Origin of the sequence: Flavobacterium sp. UBA7680, assembly GCF_002482975.1 — a bacterium.
Lineage (GTDB): Bacteria > Bacteroidota > Bacteroidia > Flavobacteriales > Flavobacteriaceae > Flavobacterium.
The window spans coordinates 18,475-36,986 of sequence record NZ_DLHA01000007.1 but is presented as its reverse complement, the minus strand read 5'-3'; the positions used below and the strand labels follow the sequence as shown (position 1 = coordinate 36,986).

13 protein-coding genes are annotated in these 18,512 nt (G+C 34.5%); 2 read left to right on the top strand and 11 right to left on the bottom strand.

Translation table 11 applies throughout. The features are described from left to right. Positions 1-26: 26 nt before the first annotated feature. The 6 genes from B3C18_RS01185 to B3C18_RS01160 form a co-directional block, all read right to left on the bottom strand. Positions 27-1,319 (bottom strand): polysaccharide biosynthesis protein, encoded by a 1,293-nt coding sequence (locus tag B3C18_RS01185; RefSeq protein ID WP_291141082.1) that lies wholly within the window; start codon positions 1,317-1,319, stop codon positions 27-29. Then, on the bottom strand, positions 1,300-2,760 hold the full coding sequence (locus B3C18_RS01180; protein ID WP_291141079.1) for a UDP-glucose 6-dehydrogenase: 1,461 nt from the start codon (positions 2,758-2,760) through the stop codon (positions 1,300-1,302). The genes B3C18_RS01185 and B3C18_RS01180 overlap by 20 nt, the downstream gene beginning before the upstream one ends. A 333-nt stretch (positions 2,761-3,093) precedes the next feature. Beyond that, on the bottom strand, positions 3,094-4,218 hold the full coding sequence (gmd, locus tag B3C18_RS01175; protein ID WP_053470226.1) for a GDP-mannose 4,6-dehydratase: 1,125 nt from the start codon (positions 4,216-4,218) through the stop codon (positions 3,094-3,096). A 98-nt stretch (positions 4,219-4,316) separates the two neighbouring features. Further along, the gene (locus B3C18_RS01170; protein ID WP_414655335.1) at positions 4,317-5,270 is read right to left on the bottom strand and encodes a GDP-L-fucose synthase family protein; all 954 of its coding nucleotides are present in this window, start codon (positions 5,268-5,270) and stop codon (positions 4,317-4,319) included. Positions 5,271-5,285: 15 nt separating this feature from the next. Then, positions 5,286-6,290: a mannose-1-phosphate guanylyltransferase gene (locus B3C18_RS01165; protein WP_291141075.1), complete on the bottom strand. Its 1,005-nt coding sequence runs from the start codon at positions 6,288-6,290 to the stop codon at positions 5,286-5,288. Continuing rightward, the gene (locus tag B3C18_RS01160) at positions 6,280-6,714 is read right to left on the bottom strand and encodes an adenylyltransferase/cytidyltransferase family protein (RefSeq protein WP_291141073.1); all 435 of its coding nucleotides are present in this window, start codon (positions 6,712-6,714) and stop codon (positions 6,280-6,282) included. The genes B3C18_RS01165 and B3C18_RS01160 overlap by 11 nt, the downstream gene beginning before the upstream one ends. 554 nt (positions 6,715-7,268) lie before the next feature. Between B3C18_RS01160 and B3C18_RS01155 the strand changes: the two genes are divergently transcribed. Beyond that, entirely contained in the window at positions 7,269-7,736 is a 468-nt protein-coding gene (locus tag B3C18_RS01155) for a UpxY family transcription antiterminator (RefSeq protein WP_053470229.1), read from the top strand. A 53-nt stretch (positions 7,737-7,789) separates the two neighbouring features. Here the strand turns inward: B3C18_RS01155 and B3C18_RS01150 are convergent, their stop codons facing one another. From B3C18_RS01150 to B3C18_RS01130, 5 genes are all read right to left on the bottom strand, one after another. Then, complete coding sequence (locus B3C18_RS01150; protein WP_053470230.1) at positions 7,790-7,993, bottom strand: helix-turn-helix domain-containing protein; 204 nt, start codon at positions 7,991-7,993, stop codon at positions 7,790-7,792. A gap of 61 nt (positions 7,994-8,054) precedes the next feature. Next, positions 8,055-8,288: a helix-turn-helix transcriptional regulator gene (locus B3C18_RS01145; RefSeq protein ID WP_056202833.1), complete on the bottom strand. Its 234-nt coding sequence runs from the start codon at positions 8,286-8,288 to the stop codon at positions 8,055-8,057. 495 nt (positions 8,289-8,783) lie between these two features. Beyond that, positions 8,784-10,973, bottom strand: a complete 2,190-nt coding sequence (locus B3C18_RS01140) for a hypothetical protein (protein WP_291141056.1) — start codon at positions 10,971-10,973, stop codon at positions 8,784-8,786. Further along, entirely contained in the window at positions 10,970-11,707 is a 738-nt protein-coding gene (locus tag B3C18_RS01135; protein WP_291141052.1) for a hypothetical protein, read from the bottom strand. Before B3C18_RS01135 ends, B3C18_RS01140 begins: the two co-directional genes overlap by 4 nt. A gap of 11 nt (positions 11,708-11,718) precedes the next feature. After that, entirely contained in the window at positions 11,719-12,192 is a 474-nt protein-coding gene (locus B3C18_RS01130) for a T9SS type A sorting domain-containing protein (RefSeq protein ID WP_291141049.1), read from the bottom strand. A gap of 955 nt (positions 12,193-13,147) precedes the next feature. Here B3C18_RS01130 and B3C18_RS01125 point away from each other — a divergent pair. Further along, entirely contained in the window at positions 13,148-18,475 is a 5,328-nt protein-coding gene (locus B3C18_RS01125; protein ID WP_291141046.1) for a polyketide synthase, read from the top strand. Positions 18,476-18,512: the final 37 nt, after the last annotated feature.

Genomic DNA, 18,512 nt, shown 5'->3' with positions numbered 1-18,512 from the left:
TTATTCTTTATTCTTTATTCTTTAATTTATTTCTTAGCTCTAATTATTACTGAAAAACTAAATATATAATTTACTAATAATGAAAGACATTGGTTAAAAATACTGTAGTACAAAATGCCCCGAAGCTTTGTTAAATCCCAAATAAAATAAGCGAATATGACGGTTCCTAAATTGAGTGCAATTACAAATATTGGGTTTAAAAAATGTCCCCTGCTGCCTATTAAATTACCGCTCATGGCAGCAATTAATCCGATGCAGTTGGATAACATAATTAAAAAGAGTTCAGATGATAATGAACTGTAAGAGGCTCCTAAAAGCCATAACATTTGAGCAGGAAATAAAAATACGATCAGCATTATAAAGCCTGCTGCCAAAAAAAGGATTAACTGAAAAAATAAAAAATATCTTAAAAGGATTTCTTTATCATCTGCTAGTCTTGAAAATCGGGGTAAAAATAAAGTGCCTGATATCGTGGTAAAAAAAGCCATGAGTGCCGCAAATCTGCCCAACGCTCCTATACTTGCCAAATCAGTAGAGTTGCCAAAAACAGATAATATCCAAATTACGATTTGTCCTGATAGCGCATAAAATATAATATTGGGCAGGATGCGGGTTACAATTTTGAGTATCTCTTTACGAATTACGGGATCTGGTTTTTGGTGGCTGTCAACAAACTTTTTATTGATTATTTTGAGTTTGGAATTGCCGTATATCTGCGGAATTCCTGAAGCCAAAATAAGGACGAATGTCCAGGGAAAAATAAAAATTGTTAGGATTACTAATAGCAATCGTCCAAATCCAACTCGTAATTGATTTTTTTGTAAACTCGAAATATCCTGATGTAACTTGGGTGTTATTTCTAGTAAAGAATCTGATAAGGCGGCGTAAAAAGCGGGAATCAAGGACAGAAAAATTAAAACTGCCGATAACCAGCTTGCATTGTTTTTTAATAATAAATAAATGATTATTGGGGTAGAAACGGTTAAGGCTATAAAGGCGAATTTCTTTCTTAAATCTAAACCTGTTGCCAAAACTTCTCCCAGTTTTTTAGGGTCTTTCCATACTTTGCCGCTTAGTGCCATGACTCCGTTTGAAATACCAGAATCTGTAAACATTACTAAAGTTCCTAACATGATATTAGCGAGCGTGTATAAGGCGTATTCCTGAACGGGCAGCATTCTGACAATCAATATCCCCGAAACAAATCCAATTAATTTTAGGATTACTTCTGTACTTCCTACAATCGAAATTAATTTTATAAAATTTAGACTTTTATCGAAATGCTGGTGCTGTTTTATTTTATCTAATGACCAGTTCATTTTCTACTTTTAATTTAGCACTAAAAGAATTATTTTTTCCAATTCCTTTTACCTGAAAACCTATTGTGGCTAATTTTTTAAAATCGAGAATATTTCGTCCATCAAATAGAAAAGCGGGTTTGTACATGTTGTTATAAATACTTTCCCAATCGTAGGTTTTAAATTCATCCCATTCTGTTAATATGGCAGCTGCATGAGCTTCATCAAGTGCTTCTATCGCTGTTTTGTAAACGAATATTTGATTTAATTTTGATTTGATTTTTTCTTCAGAAAGTCCTTTTAGTTCCCATAAATAGCGCATATCGGATTTAATTTTTTCTTCTGAAACTTTGGGATCGTAAACATGAATTTCTGCTCCGTCTTCGATTAAATGTTCGGCTACATAAATCGCTGCAGATTCTCTGGTATCGTTGGTATCTTTTTTAAAAGCCCAGCCTAAAAAAGTTATTTTTTTTCCGCTTACGGTATTAAAAAGGGAACAGATAATATTTTTGGCAAAACGGTATTTTTGATAATCATTCAGAATAATAATTTGTTCCCAATAATTGGCCACTTCCGGCAGATTAAAATAACGGCACAAATACACTAAGTTTAAAATATCTTTTTGAAAACAAGATCCTCCAAATCCTACTGAAGCTTTAAGAAATTTAGAACCAATTCTGCTATCAGTTCCAATCGCGGCGGCAACCTCATCAACATCGGCTTCTGTGGCTTCACATAAAGCGGATAATGCGTTAATTGACGAAATTCTTTGTGCTAAAAAGGCATTGGCTGTTAATTTTGATAATTCTGAAGACCATACATTTGTAGTTAAAATTTGTTTCGGCGAAAGCCAATGTGCATAAATATCAACCAAAGACTGAATGGCTTTTTGACCGCTTTCGGTTTGATTTCCTCCAATTAAAACTCTATCGGCATTAAATAAATCTTCGATGGCAGTTCCTTCGGCTAAAAATTCGGGATTAGAAAGTACTTCAAATTTTACTCCGTTTCCGGTATGATCTAAAATAGTCTGCAAGGTTTGAGCTGTTCGAACAGGAAGCGTTGATTTTTCGACTATAATTTTATCATTTTTGGCTATTCGGGCTATTTGTCTGGCGCATAATTCTACAAATTTTAAATCGGCAGCCATTCCTTTTCCTTCACCGTATGTTTTAGTTGGCGTATTTACGGCTATAAAAATCATATCTGCGGCTTCAATCGCAGCATCAACATCGGTTGAAAAAAACAAATTACGTCCGCGTGCTTCACGAACTACATCTGCAAGTCCGGGTTCGTAAACGGGTAGTTTATCTAAATTTTCTTCATTCCACGCCGAAATACGTTCTGTATTTAAATCTACAACTGTTACTTTTATTTCGGGACATTTCAATGCTATTACAGACATTGTTGGTCCTCCAACATAACCGGCTCCTAAGCAGCAAATATTTTTGATTTTCATTTAGTTCGTTTTTTTTAGGAAGTGGATTTTTTTAAACACATAGAGACATAGATTTTAATTATGCATAAAAGACTAACAAAAGAAACTCGTTTCTAGCACATAGTTCTCAATGTTTGTCATTCCGAGGAACGAGGAATCTTCGTAAGCAACTCCGCATAGAGAATTGCCAATCTTTGTAGAGTTTCTCGCGAAGATTCCTCGTTCCTCGGAATGACAAGATTGTGCTGTCTATGTTTGTTAATGCAAGTGAAACGCCTTTTTTAAAGATTCCTAAGAACTATGTTTCTATGTGTTTAAATTAAGCGCAACTGGTTTATTAATCTGCAGTATTCGTTATTCGAAATAATTTAAGATCGTATAACCACATTCTTTTAAATGCTGTTCTTTCTCCATCAGTTTTAAATCAGACTGCATCATTTCTTTTACTAATGATTCTAAATCGTATTTGCATTTCCAGCCGAGTTTCGTTCTGGCTTTTGTGGGATCGCCTACTAATAAATCTACTTCTGTTGGTCTAAAATAATTAGCATCGACTTCTAATACTTCTTTACCAATCGGAATTTGATAATCGGGATTGCTGCAATATTTTACAAGAGCTTTTTCGTTTATTCCTTTTCCTTTGAATTCTAGTTCAATACCAACTTCGGCAAAACTCATTCGTACAAATTCACGAACTGTTGTGGTTTTTCCTGTAGCAATTACCCAGTCTTCCGGTTCATCGGCCTGTAAAATCATCCACATCATTTGTACATAATCTTTGGCGTGTCCCCAATCGCGCTGTGCGTCGAGATTTCCTAAGTATAATTTATCCTGAAGTCCTAAAGCTATTCTTGCTGTTGCTCTGGTAATTTTTCTTGTTACAAAAGTTTCTCCGCGAATGGGTGATTCGTGATTAAATAATATCCCATTACAGGCGTACATTCCGTAAGCTTCTCTGTAGTTTACCGTAATCCAATAGGCGTACATTTTGGCTACGGCATAAGGCGAACGCGGGTAAAACGGCGTTGTTTCAGACTGCGGAACTTCCTGTACTTTTCCGTACAATTCTGAAGTTGAGGCCTGATAAATTCTTGTCTTTTTTTCTAATCCAAGCAAACGAACAGCGTCCAGAAGTCTTAAAGTTCCTAAACCATCTGCATTTCCTGTATATTCTGGAGTTTCAAATGAAACGGCTACGTGGCTCATGGCGGCCAGATTGTAGATTTCATCGGGTTGAACTTCCTGAATGATTCGGGTTAAATTAGTGCTGTCTGTCATATCTCCATAATGCAGAATAAAATTTCTGTTTTCTACATAAGGATCCTGGTATAAATGATCAATTCGGTCTGTATTAAATAAAGAAGTACGTCTTTTTAATCCGTGTACGATATAGCCTTTTTCTAATAAAAATTCACTTAAATAGGCTCCGTCTTGTCCTGTAACTCCTGTTATAAGAGCTGTTTTTTTCAATGGATTCATAATTTAATTATAAGGCACAAAGGCATTATGCTGCAAAGTCGCAAATTTTATAAAGGGGTAACGATAAAGAGGTTTGGGGTAATTTGAAGAGCAAAAGGTCAGTAAACCTTTTGTTTGAAATTTTCGATGTTTTCTAAAAACCAAGTGTAGGTTTTTTGTATTCCTTCTTCGAGTTCTATTTGGTGTCTCCAGCCAATGCTGTGCATTTTAGAAACATCCATTAATTTTCGTGGTGTACCATCAGGTTTTGTGTCGTCCCAAAGAATTTCTCCGGTATGGCCTACAATTTTTTGTACCAATGTAGCAAGTTCCTTAATGGTTAAATCTTTTCCGGTTCCAATATTATACAAATGTTCCGGAAGCTCATTTTCTAAAGCAAAAACTACTGCTTCTGCCATATCATCTACAAATAGAAATTCACGCATGGGTGTCCCTGTTCCCCACAAAATTACTACGGCATTGTTGTTTTCTTTGGCTTCATGAAACTTGCGAATCATGGCGGGTAAAACATGCGAGCTGTTTAAATCAAAATTGTCGTGCGTGCCGTATAAGTTGGTTGGCATCATGCTGACAAAATCTTTTTGATATTGTCTGCGTATGGCTTCGCATAATTTTACTCCGGAGATTTTTGCAAGAGCGTACCATTCGTTAGTGGGCTCTAAAGGAGCTGTGAGCAAATATTCTTCTTTTAACGGCTGTGGTGCAAATTTTGGATAAATACAGGAACTTCCTAGAAAAATGAATTTATCTACCACTAAACGATGCGCTTCATTAATAAGATTGTTTTGAATCAGCATATTTTCCATCAAAAAATCGTACGGAAAATCATTATTGGCCTGGATTCCTCCCACTTTTGCGGCAGCATCGATAATTACATCCGGTTTTGTTTTTCTAATAAAATCCCGAACTGCTTTTTGCTTTCTTAAATCTAATTCTTTGCTTGAAGCTCCTATAAGATTTGTGTAGCCTTTTGCAGTCAGCGTTCTCCAAATGGCGCTTCCCACCATTCCGTTATGTCCGGCAATATATATTATGGATTTTTTATTGATCATAGTGTAAATTTTATTTTACAGCAGCGGAGAAGCAATCGATTCTAATTGCTGATAAACTTGCTTTACTTCCTGAGAATTTTCTTTTTGCAAAACCATTAAAGCATCGGCGGTGTAAATCAAAATGCAATTTTTAACGCCAATAAAAGTGGTATGCAATGAAGTTCCTATAACAATATTTCTGTTGGCATCAATGGGATGTCCTTTTTGAACCAAATAATCATAAACTGATTCAAAAGAACCTAAATCTGACCAGCCAAAATGTGCTGGAACAACTTTAATGTCTTTGCTTCGTTCCATAACAGCATAATCAATACTTATAGAAGGAATTTTTATCGACAATTCGTAGTTCAAAAAACCGTTTGTATTGTTTTCCCAAGCTGTTTTTGAAGCTTTGAAAACTTCGGGTTCCTGCTTTTCGAGTTCTGCCAAAAACTTTCCGGCTTTGAAACAAAAAAGTCCGCTGTTCCAGAAATAATTTTTCTTTTTAAGATACGTCATCGCCGTTTCAAAATCAGGCTTTTCATGAAATGCGATTACATTTTCATCTTCAAATTCGATATAACCGTAACCCGTTTCCGGTTTAGTGGGTTCTATGCCAAAGGTTACTAAATAATCCTGATTGGCTAATACAATGGCGTGCCATAAAGCATTATTGTATAAATCGCTGCCTTCTATAATATGGTCTGAGGGGGTTATCAATAAAATATCGTCTGGTTTTGATGCAAATGCGGCAAAGGCAATTGCTGCGGCTGTATTGCGGGGTACGGCTTCTACAATATGAGTAAAATGCTTATTCAGTTTTGACATAATCGCATTCGTCATTTTGTAGTTTTCAATATTTCCAACAACTATCATTTTTGTTGAAACATTTTCGTTACGAGCCACTGTTTTTTCAAAAAGTGATTGTCCGTCAAAAAGTTCAAGATATTGTTTTGGAAGTGTTTTTCTGGAAAGAGGCCATAATCTGCTGCCCACTCCGCCAGTTAAAACTACATGAGTAATAGTGGTACTAATTGCCATTAGAATGTATTAAAATTTCTTTTTGATACACTTCATGACGAAGGTTAGTACTCGAAAAACGGTGGTCACGGGTATTAAAATATAACTCGATTCCTTTTTCTTCGCAATAGGTTCTTCCTGTAAAGTCTTTCTCTTTATATTCATCTCCTAAAACACGCATATCAATAGTAAAAGATTTCAAAATATCTTCTAAATCCTGCTCTGTTGCATAAGGCACAATTTCGTCGACAAATTTACACGCTTTTAACTGTATGTATCTTTCGACAACAGTCTGCGTTGGTTTGTTTTTTGTTGGGCGGTCTAACGTTGGATCAGTCTGCAGGCCAACAATTAAATAATCACAATTTTGTTTCGCTTCTTCAAGCATTTTTACGTGTCCCGCATGTAGCAAGTCAAAGGCGCTAAAGGTTATTCCAATTTTCATCTTTTTAATGTTTTAAATTAAATAATCAGTTTATGAATGGAGTAATGATTTGTGAAAAAGTATTGTGAACCTGTTTACTGGGGTTTTGGCGCTATTTTTTAAAATTTAAAAAATGGGTTCCCCGTGAATAGTTACATGTGTACTACTCAAAAAAGAAAAAAATTAAGGGTATAAAAACTAAAAATATTGTGGTTTTTGACTGTTTTAAAAAGATTAATTTCTGTTATGCGAAACAGAAATTTAAAATCCATAATATCAATCTGAATACAACAATAATTTAAGATAAAATTATGATAATGAAGCTGATAAGAAATTACTTTTTTGTAACTAAATGTCCTAAATAAGGAAAAATTAGCATGAAAACCGTAAATATTTTTAGTCTCTCCAGATTAAATTTACATCCTATATTAATACTGAAATGGTGCTTTAAAACGGCTTTATCTTTTAATGATTATTAACAGTTATTAAGGAAGACATTTTCAGTAAAAATAAATACCAATACAGCTTATCTTATTTTAAACTGATTTACAATTACTATAAATAAATTAAGAATTATGAAGTGGTATGTAGTCTATACAAAACCTAAATGGGAAAAAAGAGCAGCAGAACAATTAACGAAGTATAACATTAATTGTTACTGCCCCTTGATTAAAAAAACGCAGCAAAGATCTGATAGAAAAATAAAGGTAGAAGTGCCGTTATTTAACAACTATATCTTTGTGCAAATACCTGAAAAAGATAGAAATATGGTGTTTTATTCTCCGGGTGTAGTTCGATATTTATTTTGGTTAGGAAGACATGCAATTGTAAAAGACCAGGAAATCGAGACGATAAAAGAATGGCTTAATTGTGGAGATACTGCTAAAGAAATTTCAGTGATGCAGTACCAAATAGGAGATAAAATACATTTGAATTCCGGGCCTTTTTGTGATCAGAATGCCGTTATAAAAGACATTACAAAAACGCATTATGTTTTAATTTTAGAATCTTTGGGATATGTTTTAAAAGTAAAACATAAGTAATAACATAAATAAAAATAGAGTTCTTATAGGAACTCTTCTTTTTCAAAAAAATACTAATTGCTCAATCTGAAAATTTCACTTTTTTTGATTCCTAAAATTTTAACCAGTTTATCTAGTTTTGACAATTTTAGGTCAATCATTCCATTTTCAATTTTTTCGTATTTTTTTACACTTATTTCCATCTGAATGGCAACATATTCCGGAGTATGATTATTCTGCAACCGATACTCTTTTATTCTTAAGTAGTAATTTTCCATAACCTTCATTTTTAATTATTTATTTTATCTATTTAAGCTTCTTTACTATTTTCCAGATACTTTATCTGGTTGTCTCATTAAAAAAAATCGAAACATCGAATTTGAATATAAACTCAATTGAGACTTCTAAAACTTTTGAAATTTCAATTAATTTAGATACTGTTAAATCAACATCACCTCTTTCAATTTTGCCATAACCGCTGGTACTCATTTTTAGTTCAGCTGCTACAAACTCTCTGGTTAAATTTTTTAATTCTCTTATTTTTCTAATATTTTCGTATACACTGTATTTCATAAAACAAAAAATATAAATAATCCTTATTTTGAGATTACTATTGCATCTTAAAAAATACAATAGGGTGATAATTTGTTTTTCATTATACTTTGTAAAAAAATTACTATTTTACAATAACTGTTTAATTATTAATAAAGAATAAAGCTAAATGACTGTTTTTATTTAGTATTCTTTTTAATTCGTGGTTAAAAATATATATTGTTTTCAGTTTATAATAATAAATCTGTTCAACGGATTTTAAAATCCGATAAAATACAATTTGCAGCCTTTTACAGCTATCATATTCAGGTAAAAATGGCTGAAAAACTTCTTTAAAAATTACTTAAACCAGCATTATCAGCCGCTTTAAAACATTGATTATGTAAGATTTATAATAAGATTTTAGTAAAATTAGAAGTAGTAAACTGCATTCCTGATAATCTTAAATTGAAGAATAAAAAAAGAGGTTCAGATTAAATTAATCTGAACCTCTAATAATTGTATTATTTCTGTTTTTTATTGTGTCACCAATAACTGCGGATATGGATTTGGTGTTGTATTAATAATTACCGTTGGTACGCCTACTTTTACGTTTACTAATAATTTACTCAATGTAGGATTTGCTGATAATGTAGAGTTTACATAAATAGCAGAAGAATCATAATATAGATTCGACGGTTTTGCTACGACTACATTTCCTGCAACTGTTGAATTTAAAATGTAATGAAAAGTCGAATTGTACACTACAGGCGCAAACATATTAGAGCTGTCTGAGAATTTACATCCTTCAATATAAGTAATCATAGCATTTAAAGTTGCCGCTGATGAAGTGTTATTGAAAAAATTAGAACTGTATATCGAAATTGAATTACTGTTGATTACGCTCGCTCCGGTATAATTACTAAAATCACAATTGGCAATTACAGGATAATTTTGTGCTCCCATGTCTAAAGCAGTCTGACCTCTATCAAACTTACAGTCTACCCAGGCATTTAAGTTATTTGGTCGGGTTGCTTTCATTGACATAGCTGTAGTACAATTTATAAACTGACTTTTGTAATACATGGTTTTGTCAACATAACTCGATGTGTTATAATCTCCTGCGTATGGCAATAATGGTTCCTGGAAGAAACCTCTTGTACAATTTACAAAACCTAAATACTCAAAAAAGTTATTATCAAGTCCCATAATTTGATACAGGTGAATTCCGTTAGTCTGATCTCTAAAAGTAATAAACCTTAAATTTGCATAAGCAATCTGGCCAATTCCAACACCATTTCTTTTACCTGCATATATACCCGTGCTGCCGCCCTGCAGCGTTAAATAGGCCAGAATAAAATTAGTATCGGTTCCTGTGTCTAATGTAATTAAAGGGAAATCATCTTTTAAGCCTACAATTACCGTTTTTCCGGTTCCTTGTCCTATTATACCGTGATTTCCATCAAGATGAACATTTAAAGTGCCTCCTATATAGAATATTCCTTCCGGTAATTCTGTAATTCCTTTTGTATCAATAAGATTTTGAATATACGCTCTTTGATCTGCTTTTCCAGTTCTTTCCGTTTTCCAGTTTGGTCCCAGCGGATCTGGCAGTGTTTCCCAGGCTGTTCTTGCCCAAGGTGTATATTTTGCTCCTAAAATAGTATTGCTAATAGCAGACACAACCGCTGTATTTGTAATGGTACTGGTTTGCTCTGTTCCGTTATATTTTATTGCATTGCTTTTGTCTAAATTCCCTAGTAAATCAAAACCTGTCACAGTTCCGCTTCCTCTTTTGTATGCTCCTTCTCCATCAATTAAAAACATATTGGTTCTGGCCGAAATTACATCATTTGACGTACGCAGGTATTTATTTAAGAAGGATACATTTTGAGCATCAATATCATAAGATCCTGTTTGAACAGCAGAATAAGCATTTCCGCCGCCAAAATCGGTAATCTTTAAATTACCCATATTTTTAGCCGTAAACATTGCTTTTGTTCCCTGTCCGTTTAGATTCCATCCTTCGCTGTCAACCCCAACAAAAGTAGCTGATTGTAATCCGGCGATATCCGTTGCGTCTCCTGCAGGAGTTAAATAATTAGAATGCAGATTTACGTTTCCATAACTTGGCGTTGTGGTATTTCCTTTCATTATTAATTGATTGGAAATAGACTGCGCCTGATGTTTTATAATCTTATTGTTTCTGAAATAACCCGATGCGCTACAATCAAACTTAATTTGTCCTCCAATATTAATCAGCTCATTATTATCTAATTGTGCTCCGCTTGCATTGATATAAACGTATCTTAAAGTTTTAAGAACGCAATTTGTTATAGGCGCGCCCGGTTCAAAAGTAACGGTACGGTCTACAAACGAAAGTTGTTCGATGTGTACATTGGTGCTTCCGGCAGCGATTTTAATATTCGATACTTTAGATAATGTTGGATGTCCGTATAATCTTTGATTGCTTTTCATCACAAGATCTACTCCGGAGTAATCTCCTTTTTCTAAACGTACAGCACCATATTGATCTAAAGCAGCCTGAAGCGTTCCTTTTTGCGCAAGCGGCAGTAAGTGAGCCTCAAAATATTTAATTTCTTCTATTTGATTTTTTATGCCTGTTGGTGGTTCCGGTACGGTAACCGGAGCTTCTTCAAGAGCATATTGGTAGTTTTGTGAAAAAACTGCTGTTGAAAAGAGTAAAAAAAATAGTAACTTTTTCATTGTCCCGATATAATATAGGAATTTGTGCCTGTTTTTCTAAGAAATCCAAATCTTACGTTTCCAGATGCACTGGTAAACTTCGCACTTCCGTTTGCAGTATAGTTAATAGTTACGCCAGAAGATGCTTGTATCGTTAATACTGCACCATTATGAGCTTCTAAATTAATAGTATCGCCTGTTAGCATACTCGTAAAATTAGAGGTTAATGTTAATGTAGATGTTGCGGTACATTCTATTGTATTATTTACATCTGTAGTAGTAATGTTTCTGGAAGAGGTAAACGGAATAATTGCCGCTCTTGGCGTTGTAGTAGCTGTACCCACTATTCTTTCGGCTGTTTTTGCATGCAATGCATAAGGAACACTCAAAAGCTGTGTCGTTCCCATAATATTATAATTAGCTCCACCTGTTACATCAACTTGTGTTTCTATAAAGTATGGGCCTTTTTCCCAGGCAATTGCACTAAAAGTACCTGTAGTAATATTTCCTGTTCCTATTTCAAGAGAAACCAAACCATTGTTATTGGTAGTCGCAGAATGTGTTTCCTGATAAACGGTAGTTCCTGCTGCACTGCCTTGATGTACAATAACTCTCAGGCTTATTCGTGTGTTAGCAACCAAGTCATTATTCTGTGATCGAATAATGGCCTGATAGCTCATTTTTTCTGGTGATTGTGCATATAACTTAAGCGTAACAGTCACAAATAATAATAGTATGGTAAGCGCAGATTTCATTGTCTTATTCTTTATTTTTTTAATATTTTAAATGATTCCAAAATTTTGCCGTCTACATATACCACAAGTATATAAAGAGAAGGAGTTAGGTTATTTAAATTAACCTGAGTTTCGGTTTGATTAATTTTGTTTTGTTTTAATAGTCGGCCCTGAATGTCATAAAGTCTGTACGATCGATCTTTACTTTCTAATTCGGGTGCTTTCATGCTTACATTAACAAAATCTGCTGCCGGATTTGGGAAAACTAATATGGATACTTCAGGCACCTCAACTTCCGGATTATCCAAAGTTTCATCTGATTCTTGCTGCTGTATTCCCTGAGCTACGTTATAACCTGTTCCAATGTAGGTATAGAATACTTGTCCAATTGAATATGTTACAGAACCTGAACTTCCGGTTGCGTTGCTTCCGGATGGAATTATAGTTTCCATCGTGTCATTTGCCTGCGTCTGGCTAAGCCCTTTAAAAGGGATAAACGCCATCATAATTATGAGTAAGTTTAGGTTTTTTATATTTAAATACTTCACAGTTCTATAAGCCTTATAATTTATGCTGCAAAAATATTTAATAGCAAAATAAAATCGATATAACGAATTTTATTTCCGATAAACTACACAAAATGTAGTATTTTAATGACTATTTACCTACATCAAAAAAATGTTTTTCTATAAATTACTACGATTATTTTAAAAAAAATAGCTGCCGATATAACTTAAATAATAGTTCTAAAAATTAAATATTTAACGCTAGTATAAACTGGTTGATACTTAATTACAACGGCAATTTATTTCACTAAATTATATCACTAAATCCTTTTTATTTAATCTTTAATTATGGGGTGCTTTTATAAAAAAATCTGTATTAAATTAACAGTTATCTTATTGAATACAAGATATTTAGAAACTGCAAAGCTAAATATTTTTCTACAACAAACCATTACTAAAATAAAGTTTTTCCTTACAAAGGAAAAAATGGTCTGAATAAGGAATTATTGACTTTTAAAAATAAGTCCGCAGATAATTTTGACTGTAATTTTATCTCGAAAAAAGCTTCTCTTATTTAATGAGAAAATTGCAGACCTAAAATTGATTAAAAAGCACTGGTCAATTTTAAAATAAATATCCCAAATAATTCAAAATATGCAATTCATCGAGAATAATGGCTTTATACAGAAAATGCAAGTATTAGTAAAAAAAAATTACTTTTTTTGATTAACATATTGATTACTAGGACATAATTATAATTTCAATAAATGCCAAATCAATGATTAAAAACTACTTATAACCTCTCATTTATTTATTAACGAAGCAGACCATTGTAAATAAAAAATGCAGTCATTTTAATAATGAGCTGTAAAACCGGATGTAAGTCGCGTTTTTCTTTAGTTTCCCATTAATTGAATCTTATTATTTGTTCCACTCTAATTTTAATACCATTAAAATGAAAAGAGCTAACAACAATGATTTAGCCAACGACAGAAGTTGGACCAAAATGGCGTATCCTAAAAGTACGTTACCGGAAATTTTTGCAGAACAGGCTGCTTTATCTTCCAATTCAATAGCACTTGAATATGGAGATGAACAGGTTAGTTATGCATCGTTAGTGAAAATGACAAACCAGCTGGCTCATTACTTTTTGGCACAGGGTTTATCTTCCGGGCAAATTGTTGCTGTATCAATGGAGCGAACTCCTAATTTAGTGGCTTCTCTTTTAGCTATTTTACAGTGCGGAGCGGCCTATTTACCATTAGATCCAAAATTTCCAGCGGCACGTTTAGAATTTATGCTCGAAGATTCTGGAGCCAGTTTTTTACTGACTACAAAATCACTTGCCAAATCCTTGCCTGCTTATTCTAAAACGATAGTAATTGAAGACGTTTTAGCTGCACTCAATCAATATCCTTCAGTTCCTGTTTCAACTTCTGTTTCTTATGATGCAGCGGCGTATATAATGTACACTTCCGGATCTACAGGAAAACCTAAAGGCGTTACCGTTACGCATAAAAATCTAATAAATTTCCTGTTCAGTATGGCAATTGAACCGGGTATAAATACCGAAGACAGACTATTATCGATTACCACAATTTCCTTTGATATTGCGGGTCTCGAATTATTTCTGCCGCTAATAAAAGGTGCAACAGTAGTTTTTGCCGATTATGAAACGACTCGTGACGGGCATCTTTTACTTGATCTTTTACAGAAAAAAGAAATTACAATATTACAGGCTACACCTACCACATGGCAGTCGCTTCTTGATTCCGGATGGGAAACACCGCTGGCTTTAAAAGCATTATGCGGCGGTGAAGCTATGCCTTTAAATTTAGCGCGCCAATTAACGTCAAAATGCGATTCTCTTTGGAATATGTATGGCCCAACTGAAACCACAGTTTGGTCGGCAGTAAAACAAATTCAGGCAGAGGATGAATTAATTACAATTGGTTTTCCGATTGCCAATACACAGATATATTTACTTGATGAAGAAAGAAAAGCCGTTGAAACCGGAACAATTGGAGAAATCGTAATTGGCGGAGACGGAGTTGCAAAAGGGTATTGGAACCGTCCGGAACTTACTGCTGAAAAATTTATTCCCGATCCGTTTTCTTCAGAACCAAACGCAATTCTGTATCGCACCGGAGACTTGGGAAAATTACTGCCAAATGGAGAATTTCAATGTTTAGGCCGTATTGATCATCAGGTAAAAATAAGAGGACATCGTATTGAATTAGGCGAAATAGAAGCCGCTTTAAACAGTATTCCCGAAATAAAACAATCTGCCGTAATCGTCAGTAATTATTTTGGTAATGAAGATAAACTCGTGGCTTATTTAAAATCTGGTGCTGAATTACAGGACGAAAAACCCATTCATGAGGCACTTTCAAAGGTTTTGCCCGAAATATTATTACCGTCAAAATACATTTGGGTAGACGAATTTCCGATTACGCCAAATGGAAAAGTGGATAAAAAAAACTTACCCGTTCCTGAACACAACAGACCAGATTCTGCACCGCCGTTCAAAAAACCGACTACGCAATTAGAAAAAGATATTGTAAAAATTTGGAGCGAAGAATTGCAAATAGCAAGCATTGGTATCGATGATGATTTTTTTGATATGGGTGGAAGTTCTGTATTGGCACAAAAAGTAACGTCTTTAATGAGACAGCAATTAGAACTGGATATCTCTGTTTCAAAAATCTATATTCATCCAACCATTAGAGAACTTGCCAGTACTTTAGAAGAAAACAATACTAAAGAAGATTCGTTTACCTTTAAACAAACAGGCAAACAAACTTCTAACGGAGATATTGCCGTAATTGGAATGGCCGGAAGATTTCCCGGTTCTGATACCATTGAAGAATTATGGGAAAATCTAAAAGAGGGAAAAGAAACAATTTCCTTATTTACCAAAGAAGAATTAGATCCAAGTTTACCAGAAAGTCTTCGTAAAGATCCATTTTATATAGGCGCAAGAGGAATTTTACCTTCGGCTAAAACATTCGATGCTCATTTCTTTGGACTAAATCCGCAGCTTGCCGCCGCTATGGACCCACAAATACGTGTGTTTATGGAAATTTCGTTTGAAGCTCTGGAGCAAGCAGGACATCTTCCGAAACATTATAAAGGAAGTATCGCCGTATATTCTGGAAGCGAAATCAATACGTATTATGAACATAATATATTCAATAACCAAGAGCTGAAAAGTTCTGTAGGCGAATTACAAATTTATACCGTAAACGGAAAAGATTTTATTGCGCCGCGTACTTCTTATCATTTAAATTTAAAAGGACCTTCGGTTAGCGTACATTCCGCCTGCTCTACTTCATTATTAGCCGTTGCTGAAGCCGTAAAAGCAATAAGAACCGGCATGTGCGATATTGCCCTTGCAGGAGGATCGAGCGTGACTTCGCCTATAAACAGCGGACATCTTTATGATGATGGTTTTATTAAAAGTCCCGACGGATCGACAAGATCTTTTGACGCTGCCGGAAAAGGAACTGTTTTTAGTGACGGCGCCGGAGTTGTTGTGCTAAAAAGACTGGAAGAAGCAGAGAAAGATGGCGATATTATATACGGCGTAATTAAAGGCGTTGGCGTAAATAATGACGGTGGAGACAAAGGCAGCTTTATGGCGCCAAGTCCGCGTGGTCAGGCTGGAGCGATTATAAATGCTTTTAACGATGCTCAAATTGCACCTTCCTCAATCAGTTATATGGAAGCGCACGGAACTGCAACTCCGGTTGGTGATCCTATAGAAATTGAAGGACTTAAAATAGCCTATGGTAAACAGGAAAAAAACAATTATTGTGCATTAGGTTCTATAAAAAGCAATATGGGACATACTACAGCAGCTGCCGGAGTTGCGGGTTTAATGAAAGTATTATTAGCGATGCGTCATAAACAAATTCCGCCAATGGTTAATTTCAACGAACCAAATCCAAATATAGATTTTGCGAACAGTCCTTTTTACATCAATAATAAATTAATTGAATGGGAAACGGACAGCATAAGAAGAGCCGGCGTGAGTTCTTTTGGAATTGGCAGCACAAACGTTCATGCTATTGTAGAAGAATATACAGCAGAACCTCTTCCCTCTTCAGCCGGACGTCCGCTTCAATTATTAATGTGGTCTGCAAAAAGCCAAAACAGTTTATTGGGTTATGAAAATGCATTGGGTCATTTTATTGATAAATCAAGAAATATTCCTTTAGCAGACATTGCTTATTCGTTGAATATTACGAGAGATGATTTTAACCAACGCAGCTTTTTAGTAACAAGTTCTACAGATGATGCGGTCGAAAAATTAATTTCTTTAAAAGCAAAAAGTACTAAATCTTCCATATTAAAAAGTGTTCCAAGTGAAATGGGATTTTTGTTTCCGGGACAAGGAGCGCAGTATCTGCAAATGGGAAAAACACTTTATGATAACGAAAAAGTATATCGTGAAGCGGTAGATAGATGTGCAGCATTATTAATGGAAGATTTAAAATTAGATATTCGCGAAATTCTTTATCCAGAAACGAATTCTACAGAGGCCGAAGCACGCTTAAAAGATACCCGCTTAACGCAGCCAAGTTTATTTGTTACAGAATATGCACTGACTCAGCTATGGATGAGCTGGGGAATTAAACCCACTTTTCTTTGCGGTCATAGTATTGGCGAATTTGCAGCAGCACATTTAGCCGGAATTATGAGTTTAAAAGATGCCTTGCATATTGTTGCTGTTAGAGGAAAATTGATAAGCGAACTTCCGGGTGGATCAATGTTAGCAGTACGCGTTCCTGTAGAAAAATTATACGAACTTATTCCTGATACACTTTCGGTTGCTGCCATAAATTCAAGTCAGTTTTGCGTGGCTTCGGGTACAAAAGAAGATATTGCATTATTTAATCAAGCACTTGATGCGCAGGATATTCCAAACAAACTGCTTCTGACTAGTCATGCCTTTCACTCTTTTATGATGGAACCTATTTTAGATTCTTTTAAAGATGAAATAGAAAAAATAAAATTAAATATTCCGAGGCTGCCGATTATTTCAACAGCAACAGGAACTTGGCTTTCAGATACTGAAGCGACAAGTTCAACGTATTGGGTTAATCATTTAAAAAACACAGTACGATTTGCAGATGCTATGGATACTGCATTTGAATTAGAAGATTACATATTGTTAGAAGTTGGTCCGGGTCAAACCCTTATTACGCTGGCACGTCAGCAAGCGGCTGGAAAAGTTATACCTGCTTTTTCGAGCATCAATTTTCCTAAAGAAGAACAAGACAATGAATATTCTACTTTATTAAATACTGTTGGGGAATTATGGGCAAAAGGAATAAGCCCAGATTGGAAATCTTTCTACAACGAACAGCAAAGACAAAAAATAGAATTACCGGGTTATGTTTTTGATCGAAAACCGTGTTGGATTGAGCCTTTAAATGTTATTGAAACCATAGTTGAAAGAAATACAGTTTCTGAAATTGTTCCGAATATTTCTGAAGAAACTGAAAGCATTTCTGCTTCAGCAAAAGAATCAAGAAAGGAATCTATATCAGTTAGGATTTCAGAAATTATAACAGAAGCTTCGGGCATAACTTATGATCCTGATTCGGCTTCTAATACATTCTTAGAATTAGGATTGGATTCTTTATCGCTCACTCAATTATCAGGAAGACTGAAAAAAGAATTTGATCTGCCTATCACTTTTAGACAACTCAATGAAGGATATCCTACTCCATCGCTTTTGGCAGATTATATAGATTTAAATCTTCCTGAAGAAGCTGAAAGTGAGATTAAAGAAAATGAAATTGTTTCTAACGAAATTCAGTCTTCTGTTGTAACAAATGAAGCTCCAGTATCAGTAAACCAAAATCAAACTTCATTAGAACAAATTATTCAGCAAATTCAGCTTTTGAGCCAGAAAGTAGATCAACTGCAAGGTTATCAACATTCCTCTGCAAACGGAAATGGTTCATTTGTCAATTTAAAAGTAAAACATTTTGATGCCCTTACATTTAATCATGAAAACCGAGTCGAAACAAACGGATCGAATGGCGCTCATAAAAAAGAAAAAGCTTTTGATCTTTCAAAAATAAACGGACATCTGTTTCTTGAAACTAACTCTGAAGAAAAAAAATATACCATAATGGCAAACGAACCTCCTATTTACGGCAGTAAACTCGGAAGGGACGAAAACGGAAATCCGGCATGGTTTATTGAAGATCCTGTTCAAAAAGGAAAGTTTAATAAAACGATGTTATTAGAGTCAGATAAACATAATTAATAATTCAGATTGTCAATTTAAAAACTGTGCAATTACT